Here is a 22,578-nt window from a genome sequence, read left to right on the forward strand (position 1 = left end):
CTTCAGAGGTAATATGTCACACTGACAAGGAGGTGACAAATTGAAAAAGGTAACTAAAATCACTGAAAATACGTCTAATTTTACAGAGCGTCCCAAACTGCGTGTTGCGGCTTATTGCCGTGTGTCCACCGATAGTGACGATCAGCTGGTCAGTCTCGACACACAGATAAAGCATTATGAATCTTACATCAAATCAAATCCTGACTGGGATTTTGCCGGGCTTTATTATGACGAGGGCATCACCGGTACAAAAAAGGAAAAGCGGCCGGAGCTGCTTCGCATGATTGCCGACTGTGAGAACAAGAAAATTGACTTCATTGTAACAAAGTCCATTAGCCGATTTGCAAGGAATACAACGGACTGTCTTGAACTGGTTAGAAAGCTGCTTGACCTCGGCATTTTCATTTACTTCGAGAAAGAGAATATCAACACCGGGTCAATGGAAAGTGAACTCATGCTGTCAATCCTGAGTGGACTGGCCGAAAGTGAGTCGGTCTCTATTGCGGAAAACAGCAAATGGTCGGTAAAGCGTAGGTTTCAAAACGGGACCTTTAAGATTTCCTATCCGCCCTACGGCTACGATACTGCTGATGGAAAGCTGGTCGTGAATGAAACACAGGCAGCTGTCGTCCGTTTTATCTTTTCGGAAATTCTTTCCGGCAAGGGTACCGGCAATATTGCGAATGAGCTGAACCGCCGCGATGTGCCATCAAAAAAAGGCGGCCACTGGACGGCGACAACCATTCGCGGGATGATCGGTAATGAAAAATACACCGGCGATGCCGTTTTTCAAAAGACCTATACCGATACACACTTCAACCGCCATTACAATTACGGCGAAAAAGACCAGTTTCTGATTAAAAACCATCATGATGCAATTATCAGCCATGAGGATTTTGATGCCGCGCAGGCTATCATCGAACAGCACGGCAAAGAAAAAGGCGTAGAAAAATATCAGGATAAGTACCAAAACCGATATCCGTTTTCAGGCAAAATCATCTGCAGTCAGTGCGGCGCCAAATTCAAGCGCCGCATCCACTCCACCGGCAGGCATAATATCGCATGGTGCTGTACCAATCATATAGCGGACGCCAAGAAATGTTCCATGAAATACATCCCGGAGTCTCATTTTGAATATGCGTTTGTTACTATGATGAACAAGCTCATATTCGGTCATCAAACCGTTTTGAGGCCCTTGTTAATGGGCCTTCGCGGTATCAACTCCGAAGATAGTGTGGCAAAGCTGCACGCCCTCGATAAAAAGCTCGAAGAAAACGCGGAACAGCGAAAGGTGCTGGTTACTCTACAGACTCGTGGCTACCTTGAGCCTGCCGTTTACAATAAGGGAAATAATGAACTTCTTCAAGAAGCCGAGCGCATACAGCGCCAGAAGGAATCTATAGCCCGCTTCATAAACAGCGACAATATAAACCTCCATGAGGTCAGTGAACTATTGCAATACGCCACAAAGGCGACGATGCTGAAGGGCTTTGACGGCGAACTGTTTACCCGCTTTGTGGAGCGAATTCTTGTGTATTCCCGAACAGAAATCGGGTTTGAATTAAAATGCGGCATTACGCTGAAAGAAAGGCTGGTGAGATAAATGAGCCACACACCCTATGGCTACCGGATTATAAACGGAAAAGCCGTGATTGATGAACAAGCCGCCGAGCAGGTAAAAAACCTGTTTCAGTCCTATCTGACCGGCGATTCATTGGCAACAGCAGCAAAGAAAGCTGATATTAATGCCTTTCATGCAGGCATCAGCAGGATGCTCCAGAATAAGCGCTATCTTGGTGACGAATATTATCCGGCGCTTATCGACTCGGACACATTTGCGGCTGCTGAATCAGAACGTATCAGACGGGCAGAAAAACTAGGCCGAGTCCGAGAACCAAAAGTAAAAAAAGAGGTCGTCTATCCCACCTCCTTTCGCATCAGCGAAGGCACAGAACAGTTTGACGACCCATTCCAGCAGGCGGAATACGCCTACAGTCTGATAGAAACGGAGGTGAATGTAGATGGAGGTCAGTAAGAACGTAACCGTGATTCCGGCAAGAAAGCATACCCGAAAGAGCAAGAACGAAGAAAAGCCTAAGCTCCGAGTGGCGGCCTACTGCCGTGTTTCCACCGATAGCGACGAGCAGGCGACCAGTTATGACGCGCAGATTGAACACTACACCGCTTATATTAACGGCCACCCGGACTGGGAATTGGCTGGCATCTATGCGGACGATGGTATTTCCGGCACCAATACAAAAAAGCGTGAGGAATTCAACCGCATGATTGACGAGTGCATGGCCGGCAATATCGACATGGTCATCACGAAGTCCATCAGCCGGTTTGCCCGAAATACGCTGGACTGCTTGAAATACATCCGTCAGCTCAAGGACAAGAACATTCCTGTTTTCTTTGAAAAAGAAAATATCAACTCTATGGATTCCAAGGGCGAGGTCATGCTTACCATCATGGCGTCGCTTGCCCAGCAGGAAAGCCAATCCTTAAGTCAGAACGTTAAGCTGGGCCTGCAATACCGATACCAGCAGGGCGAAATCCAGATAAATTGTGCTCGGTTCCTCGGTTATACAAAGGATGAGAATAAGCATCTTGTAATAGTGCCGGAAGAAGCTGAAATTGTGAAACGCATTTACCGGGAATACCTTGAAGGTGCCAGTATGCTTAAAATCGCTCGCGGTCTGGAAGCGGACGGTATTCTGAACGGAGCCGGTAAGGAAAAATGGCATACCAGCAACGTGAACCAGATTTTGCGCAATGAAAAATACATCGGTGATGCTCTACTGCAGAAAACCTATACCGTTGACTTCCTTACGAAAAAGCGGGTTAAAAATAACGGCCTTGTTCCACAATACTATGTTGAAAACAGCCATGAAGCCATCATCCCGCGTGAAATTTTCATGCAGGTGCAGGAGGAGCTTATCCGCCGCCGAATCGTCCACACCAGCCCGAATGGAAAAAACAGAACCTTCAGCAGCAATCACTGCTTCGCTCAGATGATTATCTGCGGTAACTGCGGTGAGGTGTTCAGACGGGTTCACTGGAACAACCGTGGCAAGAAGTCCGTCGTCTGGCGGTGCGTCAGCCGCTTGGAAAACACCGGTCTGTTCTGCGATGCTCGAACGGTGCCGGAAAGCCAGATTGAGCAAGTGCTGGTTACCGCTATCAACCAAACTTTGTGCGACAAGGACAACTTCCTCGTCACCCTTCAGAACAATATCGAGACGGTCATAATCCATGAAAACGACCAGACGCTGGACGCTATTGACAAGCGGCTTGAAGAACTTCAAACCGAGCTTTTGAAGCTGGCCAGTTCCAAGGCAGATTACGAAGATGTCGCTGACGAGATTTACCGCCTGCGCGAGGAAAAGCAGAAAGTGCAGCTCGATAACGTCGGCCGGGATGAACTGAAAAAACGCATCACCGATATGGGCGACTTCCTGCGAAAACAGCCCACCGCCATTACGGAATACGACGAGCCGCTTGTCCGGCGACTGATTGAAAAAGTCACCGTCTACGAGGATAAATTCACTGTGGAATTTAAGTCGGGTGTTACGGTGGATGTGGATGAATAAACTAAAAACGAACGAAGCACTCTACGGAATTATAACGTAGGGTGCCTCGCTTTATTATTATCTTAGTTCCAAACGCTCGAAAATTCGGTAGCAAATGTATGTCAAATAAGGAGACGGCACTTTCTTCTGGCCAAAATCCCAGTCCTTTAATTTCAAATACACCGATTCAGGCGTAAAAAAGCCTTCTTTATCTTGTTTACTTTTTATATGCGCAACCATCTCAAGGAAGCGCGGGTCAATCCGTACAAACTCATATTTGCTCAGCACTCCGGCTACGCTGACAATATCATACCAGCATGACGGTGCCTTCAGCTTGCGGAAGTCGGTACCCATATAGAACATATAAGGATGCTGACCAAGGCTGTTTTCCCACAGGCTCAGCAGCGTTTTCGCGGAGGAAACCGCAATCTGTGAATCTTTATACTCCGGTATATGCGACAGCAGATCGGCCATAATCAGTGTCGCATACGGGCAGCAATCGTCCTTTTTACCGGGTCCTCTGAATTTGCCCAGTTCTGGGGAAACAGCGCAGGGGAAGCCGTTATCCCTACATAGAGATACCAAATAGTCAACGCCGGGCTTGATATATTCACGATAATCCATACCCGCCTTTAGCAGAGCGAGCAAAAGCTGCGGGGCGTCGCACAGGCACCAGCTGAACACATCCTCGCCCGTACCGCCGAAATGCTTCGGGACATTGGTCATAGACTGATAGATGCCGTGCTCGTCCCGGTGCTTAAGAATTTCATCGACGGCCGCTTTTATTTCGGGAACTTCCATGCCGAATCCGATATCCAGCAGAAACAGCAGCTTGTGTATCGGCAGCTCGGGGTTTTTATGGTTTGTTACCAGCGTACCGTGAAATGCCGAAACGTCCTCAAGGTACTTTTTGATACGGCTATCCGCCAGCGCAGCGTTTCTGAGCTCAACGAGAGCGTCCTCTGAGTCGTTGCATAAATTATGATGAATCGCGTATTTAAGCCAGCCTTCGCTGCGCTCCAAGAGCTTTTGATATTCCATACTGCAATCACCTACTTTTCACCAAACTCAAGTTATTCCATGGCCAGTCCTTTATCAATAGCTTCCTGAATAATTTTATGGCAGCAAACGCCAAGCGGATTATTCTCTTTGCAATTGGAGTTTTTCATCGCTCCGGTAATGGCGTTCACTTCCTTAACCGTTTTTGCTCCATGCTTTACAACTGCTTCTATTATCTGTTCTTCAGTTACTTTACTGCAATAGCATGCATACTTAGGATTTGCATCTTTTTTGAACCAAATGGGAACACTGACCTGGTCTTTTAAGAATGTCGTTCCATTGTCCAAGTTATAGTAAACCACTTCGCAATCTTCATTCATGCAGATCTTGTAGCAATCTCCTGCTATATCTTTGCGATGGCTTTCTGCCACCAGATGTTCAACGGTTACCTTGCCTACAGATATTCCCTCACTATTGCAGACGGGGCACTTATTTGCCTTGGCCATATCTGTCACTTTTGTGTTGCATCCACAACAGCAGTCATTATTTAAATTCATATCCAAAACCTCCGTTTACTGAGATTGATTTGCGTATCTAATCTGACCACACAACCTTGACATTTTCAAAAAACATCTAAACCGACCACTCACGAACCCATGTTATCTAAATCGACCACTCGTCAAACACCGACATCTAAATCGCTCTCTCGCACTCGAAAATGCCCGCTTTGACTTGTTTCCTCGAAGCGATAAATTTGCGATTTTAGCACGTCGGATTTTTACACCCAAACTCCGAAAAGCCCAGTGCTACTGAACTTTTTATGCACTTACTTATCAACCCTTGTTATCAATACAACTGTCTCAACGTGGAACGATAGCATCAGATTGATGTCGGGTATGTATTTCTCGTTTTGCGCGTTCGCGGGGATAGGTCAGGTATGGTTTTAATTGGTTATTTCTGTTCGCGGGAACAGGTCAACAGTTTTTGTCGATTCGCGGGAATAAGTCAATATATGTTCAAATCCCGCCGACTCCAACACCTTCGCACCGCATAGAGGGATGCAAAGATACGATGGGTCTGTCAATAGTCTGTCACTAGGTCACAATCATATTACTTCAATATTTTTATCAATGTAGCTACGATGGCATCAACATCATCAGCAGTGTTATTCTTTCCAAGAGATATTCGAATTGTACCCTTTGCATGTTTCTCATCCAAGCCGATAGCCTTAAGCACATGTGATATTTCTGTGCTCTCACTATTACATGCAGACCCTGTGGATATGCAAATACCAGCTAAGTCCATGCGATGAAGAATTGCTTCGCCGTCAGCACCAGCAAAGGACAAACTAATCAATCCGGGAAGCGTTTTATCTCCACCATTGCGTATATACGAGATATGCGCATCGGAGAGCATACTAAGCAGCTGATGTTCCAGCATATAGATGCTTGTCAAATGATCATCCAAACAATCACAATTTTCCTTCAGTGCAACTGCCATTCCTACAATGGATGCAACATTCTCTGTGCCAGCTCGACGCGAGTTTTCCTGTGCACCCCCATCAATATATGGAGCAATTTCTGTTCCTTTGCGTATGTAGAGGAACCCAACACCCTTAGGGCCGTTAAACTTATGCGCAGATGCCGACAGCATATCGACACCGAGTTCTCGGACATCGATTTTTATATGACCGACGGCTTGTACAGCATCCGTATGAAACAGCGCACCATATGAGTGAGCTACTTCACAGAGTTCTTTAATCGGTTGAATTGTACCAATCTCGTTATTTGCAAGCATTATCGACACGAGTCGTGTGGAATCACAAATCTTATTGCTCAGTGATTCAGGCGTGATGATGCCAGTCACTGCCGGCATAAGATAGGTAACGGGGTATCCGAGTCTCTCAATTACGGCGCATGAATGTAGCACAGCATGATGCTCAAATGCAGATGTTATCGTAGCTCGCTTATTGGAGTCAGCGAAAGCCGATCCTTTGATTGCCCAGTTGTCGCTTTCAGTGCCACCGGAAGTAAAGATAATCTCCTCTGGCTGCGCATTAATACATTCAGCAATAATAGCCCTTGCTTCTATGAGGGCTTTTTTAGATTTCCTTGAAAAAGAATAGGGCTGTGATGCGTTACCGTATTCATCGATCAGCCACGGCGTCATCGCTTCAAAGGCAGTTTTATTTAGTTGTGTTGTTGCCGCGTTATCGGCATAAATCATCAATGACCACCTCACTTGAAAAGCGTACAGCCTTCATCTTTGAAATCTTGGATTTTATCAAAAAGTTCCTGCACCGTACAGCCAAGATATGCAGCCAAACACTCCATACAATAATAATTGGTTATATCTATACCCAAGAGTTTTTTATTTATCCCAATTGCGTCCTTATCGAGATCCTCTTTACCACAAATGACACAATTAATCCTCATCACTTATCTCCCTTAGGGAAAATGTCGGCATCTGCTTTTCATCCTTTGCATATTCCTTGTCAAGAATGGCAAGCTGTTTTTGAATAATACCACGCATCCTTACAGCAGGACGTAAGCAGTATTGTTGTAATTTTTTCGCATTAATATCCTTAACACTTCTGACATTCGGAAATAGCAATTTCAGATATGCGGTTGCAATGCGCTTCACAGCTTCAATATGCCTTTCATAACCATTATCAGATACTTCAACAAGCTGTTCTACAATGGCACGATATGTTATATCATCGCGAAGAGCGTGCATTATTGTACAGAAATACTCTGTATTAAGCGCCCAGCCGGACACTTTTAAGCCGGGCTGCATAGGTGGAATGTCCCAACCTTTTATAAATCCGTGAATTCTGTCTACCATTGCGCTTTCTTGAAAAAGTGAAGGCAATTCGGTAAGCATATTTCTATACTCATCCATGTTGTCAGTTTCAATGTTTCCGAGGAAGACAATGCCTGCGTCGGATGCCACCTCGAAGCCGTTGACATCGCATCTGCCTTTTTCCATATATCCTTGGAGAATAGAGCGCATCTCATTCACATCGCTAAATTGAACCAGCTTTACCTCGTCAATCGCGACATAATCATGTCCAGTAATATAGCCAAGAGTTTTTCTGGCGGTATCATAAAACATTTTTGCTCTTGACACTTTACCACCGTCTGTAAGAAGCCCGTATTTGCTAATATTCCCATACACATAGGATTTCCCAGTACCCTTAGGCGCTAACTCAATCAAATTTAAATTTTTTTCTACGAAAGGAAGAAGGCGAGTAAGCATGGCTAGCTTCTGTTCTTCGTTGGCATACCCTTCGGCGTTATAATCCATTGCACCGAGAAGAATATCGATCCACTCGTCAGTAGTAAATTCTGAACGAATATCTTTATAGAAATCCATGTCAATCGAATACGGACAGAAGTCGGTGAAGCCTGTTAACATTATCTTTCCCGGGATTTTTGGTTTTGCAGAATCATCTGGCTGTCTGTACCCTAGTTCCACGATTCCCCATGTTTCATGACCTTTAACCAATTCTTTTTTAAATGTATTCCAAATATGGGGCTCTATAACAGTTTCCTTGTTCGACAATCCAAAGTCCGGAAGACTGAAAGTAATCTCCTCGGTCTTAATGTCAATATCAATCGAAATCTTTGTAAGTATCTTAACACGTTCATTTTCAACGATGATTCGATTTTTTATCTTCAGCCATTCTTCCTTCTTGGGCATGTAGGCTTCAACAAAGCTGGACAATTCATCAACATCAAAATGTCCATCTTCATCTTCAAATTTTTTGAGAACCCAATCCCGCAAAAAGGAGGGCAGCTTCAAAGCCTTAAAAGTGCTATTCTGCTTCAGGTCTTTGTATACCACCATTTCATCGAAACAGTCTCTTAATTTATCCATTATGATTTTTCCCCCCCTTACAGTAGGTCTTTTACACTGGAACCTTCGTTTCTAACAACGATAGGAATATTTGATGCAACCAAATTTCCACACGCATATACATCTACGGAGTATTGCCTTGCACGTTTGATATCTGGCATTTCCACTAAGAAGAAATTACCGTCTATTGGTGTTGCGTCGTAGTACTTACCGTTAACACACACGCTTACATCCTGCAGTGTTCTTGTAGAGAACAGTTTTACAGCCGCTTTTTTACGATAGCTAACAAGAATTTCAGGTACTCCAACAAAGCTGGCTGGGGCATCAGACGGCATCAGCTTAATTTCAATTGTCCCTGGCGTATAAGTAATTTCTATTATCGGTACGGCTACTTCTTCGAGAGTCGCGCCGCCATGTACTTCAAAATTCGCCTTGCGCCCCCCTTTGAAACGGTCATAATTCGCAAGCGCCCAGAAATCATCAGCGTCTGTTGCAAAGTCAGGCTGAACGTCAATTTCAGATTTAGGGCAGCATCTGCCAGAATGGATACCATTACTGCCCATTTCCCACTGGTTTTCCGTTTTGTGTATAACTGCAAGTCGGCTAGCCCCGTGATCTGATATTATTATAGCTTTATCAATTGTACTATTCGCTAATTTAACTTTTATCTTGTCGACTACATCCTCGATAATTGATAGTTCCTGTGAAATATAAATTGGAGGTTTCACTGGCTGATAATCATAGTCATCTTTGCCATGGTGTTTGATTTCATCGATATCTTTTATTGAAATAATCGGATGCGTTGAATTTGCAAATGCATCAATAAATTCCTTGTTACGGCTTGTAATCGACGGCAATTCACAGCGACACACATCCACACGAGCCATCATTCCTCTATCGTGGCATAAAGACATGATAAAACCGAGGTATTCTACACCAAGAGCATCAATGAAATATAACTGCGCCCCATGTTTGTCAATAGCCTCGACTCGTGAAGCGCGAGGTTCAAGAATGCTATTATATTCTCGCTTTTCTGCTTGCTCCATGACAATGGCCTCGAATTCAGGAAGTACCTTGTTGATGATTTTTTCATATTTGTATGCCTGGAAGTAATCATCAAGCAAAGAATTTTTAAATCTAAATGGCAATAGATATGCATGCAGTTTAGGATATACGATTTTCAAAATTGCGGTCAGTTCTTCCTTACTAAATTCAAGACCATACCTATCAAGCAAGAAGAATATCGTTTCCTTTTCCTGTTGAGTGTTATCAGTCAAGTAATAAATCGCAGTCTTTTCCTTACTAATAACAATTTTACAGAAATCAACAACATCATCAATCGGATTGCCAAATGCATTCAGTAACGCTTTTCTTGTATTGTAGCAATCCATGAAAGTGCTGCTTGTTGGCTCGAATTCCAAGATATCTCGATAAGCATGACGAACCAAATCGACTACGCTTGCGGCTCTGGATGCAGCAGTATTAAGGCACCAGTTATTCTTCGCCCCATATAATTTCAATGCAATAAAGTACAACCACTTTTTCTCGGAATCAAAGTTTAAGTAATTGGGTATTACAAGGTCAAGAGTTTTAGTATTGCCAAACTCAGCTGTTATGAGAGCCTCCCAAGTGCCACCTTTCTTTAATTTCTCAAGAGCGTATTTCCAATCTATATCAGTACCCAGAGCTTCACTCAGCGTCTGCGTTGCGGTATCTTTGAATGCGAGAGCATCATAGGCTTTTTTTAGATCTGATATTAGGTAGAGAGAATCTGGGAAGTTTTTTCGTTCCTTCTCTGTGTTGATATAAATTGTAGCAACTTTCTTCGTTTCTACTGCATCCGCAAAAGCATGAATTCCTGAAACAATAGTGATACCATTCGGAAGCGGCAACTCGCTTGATGTGAAGATGAGTTTTGTATGGTCATCTTCGACGCCGTCTACTATACAGATACGCCCAGAGAGACGCGGGTCGGAGAAATTCAAATACACCCTGCATTGAAACGACAGAACAACAACGTGACCAGCAATAGTCATAGCAAGGAGATTTGATAATTCACTTTTAAGTTCCGTTTCACCATTGAGCTTTAAAAAGGAAGTCAACCCCGTCAGAAAAACAGGTTCCTCCTTTTTCGCAATAACATCAAGCAATGTATCCATACGTGGAAGCTCATCGGTTTTGCAATAGTCGGCTGTGGCAATAAAAGTATTGCCGCTGACTTTGAAGTGAGAAACAATATCCGATAAATCGGCCGAGTTTTGCACATCAACCACAAGCACGCCAACATCGCTTTTTGAAAGGTACTTTTCTATTTTCTTTATACACGCCTCGGTGTTCATGTGCTCGCCTCCTTACTTTCCTTTGATAATCTCCATACCGACAATCATATTGTCTTTGATAAGGCTCTTTAGATAGTCTCGCGCATCCTCAATACCCATCTTGTCAATTTTCTCAAGCGCGCGGGTACAACCACTTTGAGAGTATTTTGCCTCGGCCATTTGTTTTAGACGCTTGTCGACTTCAGGTAAACCAAACCAATCATATGGATCTGATGTCAAGGTTCGGTCAAGATAATCCTTGACTTCTTCAATATTTGTAAGCAGAACAGCATAATCCTTAATTATTGTTTCTCGAAATGCAACATCCAGTGCATTATCATTGTTCAGCGATCCAAAAAAATCTGCCGTTTCAAGATACTCTATAGCCTTATCAATAGACTGTGCATCAAGATTGCTCTTGTTTATGGTGCCAAATGCAGCCCGCGCCTTTTGCACGTCTTCATCACGAATTAAGCAGAGTATCGGCATTTTATGCTTCTTCGACCATTCTCTCGGAGAGCTGGAGCCAGTTTTATCCTGCCATAATTTCTTCAGCTTAGCACTTCCGAGCGTTGCCTTATATGCTTTAACCTTATCTTCGACGGAGACAAAATAATCATTTTTCTCTTGCGTGAAGGCACCGGCGGGCATAGTAGCATAGAGTTCACAGATTTCATCGTCCGATAGGTCGCTCAAGTAGTAAGCGCAAACACGCTTGAACAGGTCGGCTTGGTTATTATACAGATTGCGGAAAGCCTCACCATTTAATACAAGTAAATCATAGAATTTTTGCTTCTGGGAGTCTAGAAGTTGTCCCGACTTTTTTATTGCGCACAGGAGTTCCATGAAAGGCGATATTTCGTCAAGATAATTTTTTGCGGCAGCAAAAGAAACCCGAATGTATCCACACTTGGTACACCATTCTTTTATGGTCACATCAAAAGTGATGTTCTTGGAAAGTGTCTTATTGCTTTCATTAATAATTTTATATTCAAGAATTACCTCGCGGATTTTCTGTTGTACGGTGTCAACATTCCATACCCAGTTAGCGGCATCAGCATCGAATTTACGGCGCAGAACGTTGATATACTGCCCGCCATCACCGATAGTAGATGCAAGTGAAATAAGTTCACCATTTTCAAATGTCTTCAGGTATTCTGTCATACCTTGAGCGCATTTTTCTTTAGTAAGAATGATCTTCAAATCTTCTGTAGCATTCGGATGATCAATACAGGCGCGACCGATACACATGGCAATATCGCTGTCTGTTTTGGTTGCACCCATATTATTACTGTTGGCAATACCACAGAAACTATCGATAATCGTTTCAAGAACATCAGTATCTGTCTTTAGACTTTCACTTGACAGAATGTATTTCAACGTCCAAATCGGGAAAGCGAATTCCTTCATTTTATTACGAATACGCTCACGGGTCTGTTCCACAGAAGTGCAGAGATTGAGTGGAATATTGAAGGCAATAGACGTTGCTTCATTAAAGGCCTTTTCATCATCGGTCATTGCGACAATATACTTGTCCCTGTATCGAGGGTTAGGCGTGATTTGCAACCGAATCACTTCGTCGACCATTTCTTTGAGCTTATTAATGTCAAGCAGGTCGTTGGTAAGCCCATCACTCCAGCTATACGAACCAGTAGCATATTCTTTTAACACGAATCCGAGGATAAATGCCGAAAGATTGCAAGGCATAAAGCCATAAGGTGGTAGACTCAATGTATCATATATCCGTTTAATAGAAACGCGACCACCGCCGATTTCAAAAGCATCAGTGATAATTTTATCAACAAGCAGTTTAATCTTTGATATGAGCAGATGTGGAGATGCTATCCAATACTCATCAACTTTCCATGCTCCATCAAGGGCGTTTTCAAGTTTCGTCGATGGGCTTCCAGAAAGGAATGTACCGGACGTTTTCTGAGTTGCACCACACTCAACGCCCTGCTTCAAGCTACTTGGTGTAAACATATTGGCTATAACACTATATGTTCCTTCAAGGCAACTTGGGAACTTCTGTTTATTAATCTCTTCCAACGCCAAATAAAGTGCCTCAATCGTGGTAACTCTCTCTCCATTTGGCTTGCTTTCAGAGAAGACCATTAACTCACCGTTGGAAATACGGTTTTTCCATTTTTTTAGCGCTTCCTTCGCATTGTTGGCATACTGTGTTGCAAGGGTATTGTCTTTGCCCTGTTGATACATGGACTGTGCCATATCGCTACGATACTGGGTATACCCATCAGCACCGAATGGAGTCCGAGAGGCGTCGATGAAGACAATATGATTGTTACTGCTGTTGACTACATCGCTAATCTTCTTACCAATGACAACACTTTCCGCGTCGTCTTTTGCAAAGCATACAACAGCAACTATTTTATTTGTAAAATTCGCTTCCTGATTGCGGAGTAGACGAACAGTCGAATCAAGGTCGGTTGATGATACATATCGAAGTTCATAACGAAGTTTTAGCGCACCACCGAGAGTAATTGTGTCAGTGATTCTTGTCCTGTCGACAAGCTCCTCGGTGACAAGCTGTGTCGTTGTTTTCTTGTCAATCTGGTCTAAGAACGGCTTAAGGTCGGCACCACTGACTTCATTCACATAGGCGCAGTATTGAAATTTGCCCCCGCCGAGCTGCTTTTTGAATAACACCTTATCGCGTACCAATTTTTCAGCGCAACGGCCAGCTCGGCTTCCATCAAGGTCAGAACCTTCAAAGGCGTTATTTATGTTGCGTTCATTCGGAATGAAGAGCTCGACAGAGTCGCCGGCATTCTGAGAAATAGCCTGCAAGAGCAATACTGTTTTTAGCACTCTAGTTTCATCTGGTTGCAAGTGCTGATTACCGGCACGAGTGAAATAGTCAAGAATTGCGCGGATATCGTGCGTAAGATATTCTTTGCCCTTTTCATAGAAGAACTCCCATAACATATCTATTGTTAGGAGCGGATTTTCATAATCAGGACCGAAGTTGTCGATAAACCACTGGAAGCCCTTTATTTCATCACCACGGTCGTTTTTAATAAAGTCAAACATGCTGCGCTGATTAGAGTCAAATACAGAGGAGATATACTTGAGCAGCAGTGCCGTGTATGGATGAATCGGGAGAATATCGAGCATCTCTGAGTCGCTAATACGTGCAACATTCTTAACGAGTTTGCGTGATTCGGTAGTGCGACCCGCTAAATCGCCTGTCGTAATATTCCAGTCTCTTACAACTTCGGGGTCTTTGTTTTTTTCCATTGCTGCACCCATCAGCTTAAAAGCGATGTTTTCTGGCAGACTAATTAAGCAGTGCGGGTTTACAAAACGCCCGTTTAGCTTTATGAAGTCCTGATCGCGTTCGTGGAACAAACCGGAGCTGACATGCGTTACGATAATAAAATAAAAAGGTTCTGTTTCACTGATTTCGCACAATTCTTGGAAGCCTGTCAGATTACGCGCATTATTATAAAAATACTCTGTGAACTCATCCCAAATGAAAACAATAGCCTTCAGACTGTTCGCATGTATAATTTCACGAATCCAGTCACAAAGCGCTGTTGTACTCAGAGAAAGCGCTTTGATTTGACGCTCGTCCGAAACCTTAAATATTTTATCCATCAACTTGGCAAGCGCATCGCCCGTGAAGGTAGAAAGTTTTTCAAGAACAGCATCGACATCATCTCCGCCAAAAAGGTCGGAGTACTTGCCGGTCATCAGACTGTTAAAGTAATTCTTGTTATCTGTATCGGTCAGCCATTTGATAGTGGCGCTTTTAAGTGCGTTGCCGCCCTTGTTTTCTATTCCGCTATCAATCATAGCTTGTTCAATGCTTTCTTGAATAGCGAAAACAAGGTTGTGGTCACTGCGAATAGTTGCCGAGCCATAACGATGAACCGTCAAAATCTTACCGCTGTTTTTTACACGCTGGAAATTAGAGCAAAGGTCTTTATCCATAACGTACCGTTCAAAGTACGTGCGGGTATCCTCTTCACTTGCGTCAAGCAATTTCTTGAGAGTCAACACTGCGTGGGATTTTCCGGTGCCATAAGCACCCTCAACCCAAAGGGAAAGCTTTTGTTTACGATCGAGCATACTTACCGTGTTGCGAACGAGCTTAACGAAGGTATCATGAGGGAAAAATTTCTTCCACATTTCAGGGTTCTTTGAAATAACAGCTTCATTTACAGCCGGGAAGTAATCCGGATCAATGTCAAAATAATGACGATATTTCTCAAGCATCGGCATATCTCATATCCTCCTTACATTAACGACAGAACATCTTGCGATGTTTTGTCAGCATTTAACGTAATATTATCCAAATCGAGCGTGAAGCTGGTCGTGATGAAGTCAGGATAGTTTACGGAGAGTCCATTGAGCAGCTTCTCCATCTGGCCGCGCTCAAGTCCAAAGATTTCCGTAGGGCTTACACCATCGCTGTCAATATCGTGGGCAAGCAAGCGGTTTAACGTGAACTGATAATAATCACCACAAGCTTCAGCAAATTTGTAGAGTGAGTAGAGAATAACAAGCGGGTCAGGGTTTTGCCAAGGGGTACGGGTAATCGCAACAGCTTTACTCTTTTCTTTCGTCATACAACCTAAACCAACAACACCAAACGGTAATTCAACAATACGTATGAAAGAACTCCATATGTCATTGACCCAGCTTTCTTTTGCACCATCTGAAACTAAAAGAGACAAAGTGTAATCCTTGCTATATGATTCATTCATAGGCACACGTTTTATCAACCAGTTGATTTGCGGCGTATATGCCAGATTAACAAGCATTACACTCCAGCTCGAAAGATTATCAAGACCCAGTTTATCAATAACCCCAGCAGTATCTGAAAAACCGTTCTCATTTAACAAATCAGCGTCGCGTAAAAAACGTTTGAAGAAGCTATACATCTGTGAACCAAGGCTATGGCGCTGGTCAAATTCATTCTTATAAGAAAAGAATTGTTCAAACCATTCCATTTTTGGCGCATGATGAGAATAGCAATTTAAACTTTGCGTAGTAGACATTTTAAGCCCTCCTTTAGGCATTTCTAAAGATTTGTATACAAGACACCCTTTTTCGACTTTATGGCATTGAAAACAGTGAACGCATTTGTCACTAATTGAAACCTTCCCCTTCTTCATACTAATGCATCCGTTATGGCAATCAGCTTCACATTCTCTACAAAGTATGCAGCAAGCCGTTTTGCGAAAGACGTTCTTTAGTAATTTGACGAATAATGGATGTGTTTTAGGTAGTTCGGCGTCATATGATACCTCAAGCCCATCCTTAGTTTCTTTAACTTCAAATGTCAACTGTTCATTCTGAAATAAAATAGTATATGGTGAAAAATCATTTAGTACAACTCCAACCGTCTTAATCCATTCTTTCCACTCTGTGTGTGGATGACTGACTTTAATAGTTGGACGCCCAAATAATATTGTTTCCAAATAATCCAAGTTAATGGCTATATCGCGCCCATTCTTTCGAGCTTTCCATCCTCCATTTGAAATGAATTCATCCAATAATTTCTCTGTTTGAAAACCTTTGCTGTACATATTTTTTATCACAGAAACTAATGAGTCTACCTCTTTTGGATACCAAGCTTGACTCATCCAGTCGTTTCGTTCAGCAGCTCTTGGACATACAAGGCATCCAGCACGACGATGTCCTTTCTTATATGAATTGTTAATAGGTAGTTTCTCTGTGAAAATATAAGTGTATAATTCTGCTGAATTCCATTCGAGAATTGGATTACAACTATATTGACCTTTGTGCTTTTCTCCAAGACTGATATAATCATATTCACTGCGAGATAAGCTTTCGCTTGCACGAATGCCGATAAAAGCCATTCCTGTAAAATTGGGCTTTCCGGTAAAAGTCCTGAGGGCAAGAATTTGTGGGGCTGTTTTATGAACACTGCAACACCATCTTGTTACAGTCGCCGGTGGTCCAAATTTCGACCATGTATATTCGGGTTGGTATACGGATTTGGCACGGATAAAGTCAATATCACAATTACGACAGGTTGACTCAATATCTTTTACGACATCATATGTATCAGGAAACTCCATGCCAGTATCGCCAAACAACACCTTAAACTCATTGTGTGGCAGCGTTCTTTGCACTAAGTCAAGAGTGACTATGCTGTCCTTGCCGCCACTAAAAGCAACATAGAATACATCAACTTTGCTTTTATAGTCCACATAGGTGTTATATATCTTTTTTATGGTGTCTTGTGCCAGCGTTTCAATCAGATAACGGTTTTTCTCTACCATGGCTGGAATGTCCACGAAACGCAGTGGCTGACCATCCGGCTCTGGGTCTTCAACAAGGATAATTTCCGGTGCGGTGTAGAGTGAACCACCCTTCGTTTTGGCTACGAGTCTCCCACGATAAAAGTAATTATTCGATTCAGCCCACATATAAGGGTAGGCATCGTTCTTTTCGTAATTCCATATTTGGTCAAAGCCTAAGATGTCGAGTTCTTCATAGTAAACAGGGCGTGGCTCCTTGCTGAACGCCAGCGGTGAGCTATTCAACAATAGCCCTCCTGTCTCAATATCCCATGTGTAAGAGTACATCAATTCGTTTCCTTTCTGTTTCTTTGCGCGGTCGCTCTGATGAGAAGCTCCTCGATATTGGTATAAATGCGGCGGGCTATATAGCCTTCATCGCATAAATATTGTAAGGCATGCTGCTTCTTCAATGTAATGTTGCTGTCTGCAAGAACTGTGACAATGCAGTCGTCGAAGCTCTCAAATCCAGCGCTTTTTTTCACGATAGCACCGACGCATTTGTTCGCATTAAAGCCGGTATGCAAAAGCGTGTATTTTTCACTGTATGCTGCAGCATAGTGTTCCAGCAGATATTCGTTCCAAGGAAATCCCGCATTGGGGAAAAGACTATAGCCATCGATTTTTTCAATAGAGATATAATCTCCCCTGCAAAAACGGTCAAGCACAGCATCGGTTTCGTGCACAAGGAAGTGTGCCTGTTTTTTCGCCACAAAACGGTCATGACTGATTCGTAGCGAATTCTCATAAACAGGATCAAAGTAGATAACTGTACCAAGTTCACTCGCAAGTACACTTAGTTCGTCAAGAGTAAACGTATCTCTGCTATGACAATAATCCGCAAAAACATCGGACATGGTAAGATCACTACCAAGCCTGCTGATGATGTTGCCTGAAAAAGAGAACTCGTGGCAGAGATGGTATTTTATTGCATCACGTAAACCGACCACAGAGAAAATGGAATTTTTCTCGTATATGTAAGGATACTTTGACTTGATGGCTTCTACGAGCTCGTTACCACTCAGAAATTTCTTCTCTTCGATGGCCGAAGCGATGATTTCTACAATGTTGTCCATTTCCTCATCAGAGAAATGGACAGCAGAGACATGAAAATATTCTCCACGACCATTGCTGATAAATTCACCGTTTGTCGCAAGAATCTGCTTAATTTTTTGCTGTGGGATATGCGGGAGATTGTCAAACATCGAATCATAAGTCATCGGAGTGGCATATTCCTTGAGGCAAGTGCGAACTTCATCTATGGGATCTACCGTCGTATTCGCATTTATAGAAAGATAACTCCTGCCGAAAAAGTATTTTTTGCCCAGCATAAACGAGAGATATGCCTTGAGCATATCCGCATTGTAGATGAAATAGTCCAAGAAATCTTCGGAGAATTCATTAAAGAGAGCCTGATAATATAGGGCGGTTTTACCTTCGTCAAAGCTCTTCTGAATGTATGTAAATAGCCTCTCACGCGTCTCGTCACCAAGCATAGTCTGTGGTACGAAAACTTTGTCTTCATACAGAATACCGCAAATACTTATATTGCGCTCAATTGTTGCATCGTCATCTTCAAGTACCTTTTCGTTCATTTGCTCATAGCAACGCTTGAATTTGCGAAGCTCTATGGGCGAACCCAAACGAAAACCTTTACAGAAATTCTGAGTAAGAACATTAAGGTATGTTTCGTCCGCACCCGGCTGCGGCACTGATTCACCAGTTGTGCTGGTATCAGTCGCTATAACGGCTGAGGTATCTGCTCGTAAGAAGAGAAGCAGTTTCTTCATTGCGACGTAAAAGCGATTGTGCTGCCGGTTGTTGTATTCGATAAAAACGGGGTCGCTAAACAGAGCATCAACCGTGGCCTTTGCTTCATGCCAATCGGAAGTGAAAAGCTGATGGTGCTCAAAATAGTGCTCTTTGGCATAGTGTTCTGCAGTGCTAATAGCAGAAACATAGCTACGGCATGTACCGTCTGCCATTCCTTCATGATTACTTAGAAACGCAGTAAAACTATTACTGTCGATCACCATGCCTGAATACATAGGGCTATCTTGAGCAATAGTAACGCGGGGCATAGCTACTGTATCTGACTTCCTTTGATATTCAATAATGACATTCTCGTAGTCCACTCTGCAAATATCAAGCAGAGCTTTTATTTTTCCTAAGATATTTGTCGCACTTAAGTTAGTTTCCAAGTACATTTGCATAAATATAGGTTTAGGCGCAGTCATGGTTCTTGCAATCTCTTTATTTCCAAAATCGACTCGTCCAGATCCTGTAAAAGATTTGCCTACAGGGATAGAGCTCCAATAGTCATCATATAAGTTTGATACCAGCTTTACATATACATCCGTCCAAGAAGCCACGTCTGTTATTCTGTCATCAAAGTAGGAAATGCTAATTGGTTTCGTATATGAGTAATCGCCAATATTATTGAAGTCAACAACATTAAATTCCACCTTGGGTTGCATAACTTCAAGTTCCAATAAACCCGCCGAAACCTCAACGGGCTCGTCATGACGAGAAATTTCTTCAGAAAATTTATATCGTCTATCTTCGCACGTTGACCAGCTAACATTATCAAGAATATCTTCAATATCAGCGCACCGCGCTATGTGATTTATCCGCTCAGACAACGCTGCAATAGTTGTTCCACCTTCACCGCATTCAAACATATCACGCAGGGAAAAAAATATACGCTTGTAAACAAGCGGGTACTTAGCAATAAGTCGTCTGTCCTGCTCTGTTCGAACGTATAACTCCGGCACCTTCCCGGCTACTTCCTGCGGTCTCTCCGAGACTATTTGTGTTTCAGATTGCTTTGGATCCGATACATCCTGCGTGGGTGCGATTTTTTCGTTGACCTTTTCACGATTACCTTCTCGAACATATTTGAGCAAGCAGAACATTGCTGTATCAATATGCTTTAATTGCTTTTTGTTAACGATGCGGAAAATCTTATTTTGAGATACCGTCTTTTGGACAGTTTTCAATATATCCAAATCCGTCGTTTCAAACAACGGGGCTTTCAATATTCTGAGCTTTAGGCAAAATTGTTCAATCGTGTCACATGAAGCAAGCACTGCCTCTATTGGAGCAGTTGGCATAACTTCGGCAAGCCATGACAAAAAGCTTTCTCTATTATTGAGTTTGCCATCAATCATAGTCCTTGCCTCCTTCAATAGTTTTTCGAATTCGCCATGGTTCTCTTTATATAAAGTTACAATCTCAGTAAAGAGCAGTGTTGCTGCTTTCATCACTGTTCTACCACAATACGCGGATTCCATGCTTTGCATCTGAAAAGAGATACCATTCTCATTCCGAAAGATATCGTCTATTTCCATCCCGTTGTTAATAGCCATCTTTCGCAAATCGGCAGATACCCTTTTTATAATATGCAACCTTGGAAGTTCGCCTTTGAGAACTTCAATGTAGCCGTCCAGTAGGATTGCTGCTTCGTGGCGGCTCCATGCTAATTTAGTTCCCATCGTTAAACAACTCGATTAACACGGATGTCAGTGTTCTTATTTCGTCCTTAGAAAGTGTGACACCTTTACCCATTTTTGTATGGTCGGGAGACCATGCGCGAATATCATATTTAGCTTCGTTGCCATTCCAAGTAACAAGATTAATTTCCTTTATCCATCCACCTTTTTCTTCAGATAGGCAAGCTATTTTTTGCTTGATTTCATATTGCAAGTCAGGCATAATTTGTCACACTCCTTTATAAACTCAAGTATTATTTGCTTTCTGCGGCACCACTCGTCGACTTCGGATTTTTTATACTTCCATAGGCGGCCGACTTTATGCGGGCATACTTCGGTTGCTAATTCATTGCAATACAGTTTCTCTGCTAACATCAAGGTATTGCGTTATTTCTTTCATCGTCTCGTCACACTAGTGAGAAATCGCCTTCTGGGTTGATGTATCTTATTAGGAACCATTTTTACATATAGTCTTATCTTAGCGCTAGTGCTATCCGATAAAACGGATAGTAAAAGGGGTGGGAGTAGGATTTTCGCAATGATATAATTACATTATACGACAATATATCCCAACCTTCAATAAAAATCAACCATGAAATTGCTCTTGACATTTCACGTACAGGAGTATATATTACTAGTAAGCAGTTTAGCTAACAAGCATTTTTTCTGTAATAGGATAATGAATTTTGCTTTTTGAATATTGCAGGTATGTAATCTATTAAGATAGGTGGAAATAATGAAAGAAAAGTACATGAATTTCGGCGAGTTTATCGCCAAGAAGCGTGAAGAGAAGCAAATAACCTTAAGGGAGATGGCTAAGGAACTTGATATAACCCCCCCATATTTAAGTGATGTTGAAAAAGACAGACGAAATCCCTTTGATATTGATAAGCTGGATTTACTTGCTCAAATACTTATGTTAACAAAATCAGAAAAAACTTTAATGCTTGATTTAGCCGGTAAGAAAAGAAAAGCTGTTGCCCCCGATTTACCTGAATATATCATGGAGCGGGATTATGTCAGCGCAGCACTGCGCACCGCTCGCGATCTGGATGCGGGGGAAGAAGAATGGAAAAAGTTCATTGAGGATTTACAAAAACGGAAGGGGTAATTCTCGCCTATGCGCACTCCCGTCTTTCATGTTACTAAAAATGGTGTACCTATACTAAGCAAACAAGACATAGACAACATTGCAGAACAATTATTACAGGATTTTTGCCCCGGAGTGTTCAATAAACCCATGCCGATAGATGTTGACTCCTTTGCGCAGAATTATCTTGGAATCGAACAGGACTTTCAGTTCTTATCCCATTGCGGGATATACCTTGGGATGATGGTTTTTAACGATACAAATAAGATTCCAGTGTACAACCCCAAGACGAAAACAGCTGAATATATCAGCGCCAAAGCGAGAACGGTGATCATTGATAATACTTTACTTGATAGCAAACAGGAACACCGGTATCGGTTTACCATGGGACATGAAAGCGCACACAGTATCTTACATACCGGATATTTTGTACGTAATCAGGATGAGGTACCAGCGCCGAATTCTTTCCCTGCTGCAATGATACAATGCCGAGTAGATGCGCAGAAGTGCAAGCCAAAGCCACTCGAGCAGTGGACTGATTCAGACCGGATGGAATGGCAGGCGAACCGCTTTGCTTCTGCCCTGCTGATGCCCAAGAGTATGGTTATGAAGCTTATACAAGGCATCAGCTTTAGTGAAGAAGAATTTCGCGAAGCGTTTTATGTCGTAAAGACATCCAGAGTATTCAATGTATCCTGTGAGGCCGCCAAGTATCGTCTGCTGGAACTCGGCCTCATCAAAAGGCATAGGTCTCTTGATGTGCGGATAGATATTGCAAAGTATGAGTTTTGATTCTTGATAAAATCAGCGGGTTAAACGCTCGCTGAATATTTTTCCCCTATTTGTAAGCAAGTTAGCTTACATAATAATACCATTGGAGGCATCAAATGAAAAAACAAGTCCCCTGCCCACGGTGTGGCAGCCGTATCATGGACGCTGAAGAATGCGTTAATACGCAGT

General features: G+C 42.7%; 14 protein-coding genes. 5 read left to right on the top strand and 9 right to left on the bottom strand.

Going from position 1 to position 22,578, the window contains the following annotated elements:
- Window positions 1–40 precede the first annotated feature (40 nt).
- Genes BLR50_RS04905 through BLR50_RS04915 form a run of 3 tightly spaced genes read left to right on the top strand, consistent with a single transcriptional unit; the run spans window position 41 to window position 3,590 of the window.
- Entirely contained in the window at window positions 41–1,603 is a 1,563-nt protein-coding gene (locus BLR50_RS04905; protein WP_092639150.1) for a recombinase family protein, read from the top strand.
- Window positions 1,604–2,035, top strand: coding sequence for a serine integrase family protein (locus tag BLR50_RS04910; RefSeq protein ID WP_092639152.1), 432 nt, complete (start codon window positions 1,604–1,606; stop codon window positions 2,033–2,035).
- Entirely contained in the window at window positions 2,022–3,590 is a 1,569-nt protein-coding gene (locus tag BLR50_RS04915; protein WP_092639154.1) for a recombinase family protein, read from the top strand. Before BLR50_RS04910 ends, BLR50_RS04915 begins: the two co-directional genes overlap by 14 nt.
- Before the next feature lie 57 nt (window positions 3,591–3,647).
- On the opposite strand, the gene BLR50_RS04920 is transcribed toward BLR50_RS04915, so the two are convergent.
- From BLR50_RS04920 to BLR50_RS04965, 9 genes are all read right to left on the bottom strand, one after another.
- Complete coding sequence (locus BLR50_RS04920) at window positions 3,648–4,610, bottom strand: hypothetical protein (RefSeq protein ID WP_092639156.1); 963 nt, start codon at window positions 4,608–4,610, stop codon at window positions 3,648–3,650.
- A gap of 32 nt (window positions 4,611–4,642) precedes the next feature.
- Complete coding sequence (locus BLR50_RS04925; RefSeq protein WP_092639158.1) at window positions 4,643–5,125, bottom strand: Csac_0668 family 2Fe-2S cluster-binding (seleno)protein; 483 nt, start codon at window positions 5,123–5,125, stop codon at window positions 4,643–4,645.
- Window positions 5,126–5,678: 553 nt separating this feature from the next.
- Window positions 5,679–6,794, bottom strand: a complete 1,116-nt coding sequence (locus BLR50_RS04930) for a cysteine desulfurase family protein (protein ID WP_092639160.1) — start codon at window positions 6,792–6,794, stop codon at window positions 5,679–5,681.
- A gap of 198 nt (window positions 6,795–6,992) precedes the next feature.
- Complete coding sequence (gene brxL, locus BLR50_RS04940) at window positions 6,993–8,447, bottom strand: BREX system Lon protease-like protein BrxL (RefSeq protein ID WP_242871691.1); 1,455 nt, start codon at window positions 8,445–8,447, stop codon at window positions 6,993–6,995.
- Window positions 8,448–8,464: 17 nt separating this feature from the next.
- Window positions 8,465–10,765: a BREX-4 system phosphatase PglZ gene (gene pglZ / locus BLR50_RS04945; protein WP_092639166.1), complete on the bottom strand. Its 2,301-nt coding sequence runs from the start codon at window positions 10,763–10,765 to the stop codon at window positions 8,465–8,467.
- Window positions 10,766–10,777: 12 nt separating this feature from the next.
- The gene (locus tag BLR50_RS04950; RefSeq protein ID WP_092639168.1) at window positions 10,778–14,989 is read right to left on the bottom strand and encodes a hypothetical protein; all 4,212 of its coding nucleotides are present in this window, start codon (window positions 14,987–14,989) and stop codon (window positions 10,778–10,780) included.
- A 14-nt stretch (window positions 14,990–15,003) separates the two neighbouring features.
- Window positions 15,004–17,325 (bottom strand): phosphoadenosine phosphosulfate reductase domain-containing protein, encoded by a 2,322-nt coding sequence (locus tag BLR50_RS04955; protein WP_092639170.1) that lies wholly within the window; start codon window positions 17,323–17,325, stop codon window positions 15,004–15,006.
- A complete protein-coding gene (locus BLR50_RS04960; RefSeq protein ID WP_143008048.1) occupies window positions 17,325–20,531 on the bottom strand; it encodes a hypothetical protein in 3,207 nt (1,068 codons plus the stop codon). Before BLR50_RS04960 ends, BLR50_RS04955 begins: the two co-directional genes overlap by 1 nt.
- Window positions 20,521–20,751, bottom strand: coding sequence for a YdbC family protein (locus BLR50_RS04965; protein ID WP_092639174.1), 231 nt, complete (start codon window positions 20,749–20,751; stop codon window positions 20,521–20,523). Before BLR50_RS04965 ends, BLR50_RS04960 begins: the two co-directional genes overlap by 11 nt.
- Before the next feature lie 513 nt (window positions 20,752–21,264).
- Between BLR50_RS04965 and BLR50_RS04970 the strand changes: the two genes are divergently transcribed.
- Both BLR50_RS04970 and BLR50_RS04975 read left to right on the top strand, forming a co-directional pair.
- Window positions 21,265–21,639: a helix-turn-helix domain-containing protein gene (locus tag BLR50_RS04970; protein ID WP_092639176.1), complete on the top strand. Its 375-nt coding sequence runs from the start codon at window positions 21,265–21,267 to the stop codon at window positions 21,637–21,639.
- Between the two features lie 9 nt (window positions 21,640–21,648).
- Entirely contained in the window at window positions 21,649–22,410 is a 762-nt protein-coding gene (locus BLR50_RS04975; protein ID WP_092639178.1) for an ImmA/IrrE family metallo-endopeptidase, read from the top strand.
- Window positions 22,411–22,578 lie beyond the last annotated feature (168 nt).

This window comes from Acetanaerobacterium elongatum, from assembly GCF_900103835.1.
Lineage (GTDB): Bacteria > Bacillota > Clostridia > Oscillospirales > Ruminococcaceae > Acetanaerobacterium > Acetanaerobacterium elongatum.

Bases quoted from the DNA above. Each gene is read 5' to 3' on its own strand.
- BLR50_RS04925 (WP_092639158.1), bottom strand. From the start codon at position 5,125: ATGAATTTAAATAATGACTGCTGTTGTGGATGCAACACAAAAGTGACA.
- BLR50_RS04960 (WP_143008048.1), bottom strand. From the start codon at position 20,531: ATGGGAACTAAATTAGCATGGAGCCGCCACGAAGCAGCAATCCTACTG.
- BLR50_RS04920 (WP_092639156.1), bottom strand. From the start codon at position 4,610: ATGGAATATCAAAAGCTCTTGGAGCGCAGCGAAGGCTGGCTTAAATAC.
- BLR50_RS04915 (WP_092639154.1), top strand. From the start codon at position 2,022: ATGGAGGTCAGTAAGAACGTAACCGTGATTCCGGCAAGAAAGCATACC.
- BLR50_RS04930 (WP_092639160.1), bottom strand. From the start codon at position 6,794: ATGATTTATGCCGATAACGCGGCAACAACACAACTAAATAAAACTGCC.
- BLR50_RS04910 (WP_092639152.1), top strand. From the start codon at position 1,604: ATGAGCCACACACCCTATGGCTACCGGATTATAAACGGAAAAGCCGTG.
- BLR50_RS04970 (WP_092639176.1), top strand. From the start codon at position 21,265: ATGAAAGAAAAGTACATGAATTTCGGCGAGTTTATCGCCAAGAAGCGT.
- brxL (WP_242871691.1), bottom strand. From the start codon at position 8,447: ATGGATAAATTAAGAGACTGTTTCGATGAAATGGTGGTATACAAAGAC.
- BLR50_RS04955 (WP_092639170.1), bottom strand. From the start codon at position 17,325: ATGTACTCTTACACATGGGATATTGAGACAGGAGGGCTATTGTTGAAT.
- pglZ (WP_092639166.1), bottom strand. From the start codon at position 10,765: ATGAACACCGAGGCGTGTATAAAGAAAATAGAAAAGTACCTTTCAAAA.
- BLR50_RS04965 (WP_092639174.1), bottom strand. From the start codon at position 20,751: ATGCCTGACTTGCAATATGAAATCAAGCAAAAAATAGCTTGCCTATCT.
- BLR50_RS04950 (WP_092639168.1), bottom strand. From the start codon at position 14,989: ATGCCGATGCTTGAGAAATATCGTCATTATTTTGACATTGATCCGGAT.
- BLR50_RS04975 (WP_092639178.1), top strand. From the start codon at position 21,649: ATGCGCACTCCCGTCTTTCATGTTACTAAAAATGGTGTACCTATACTA.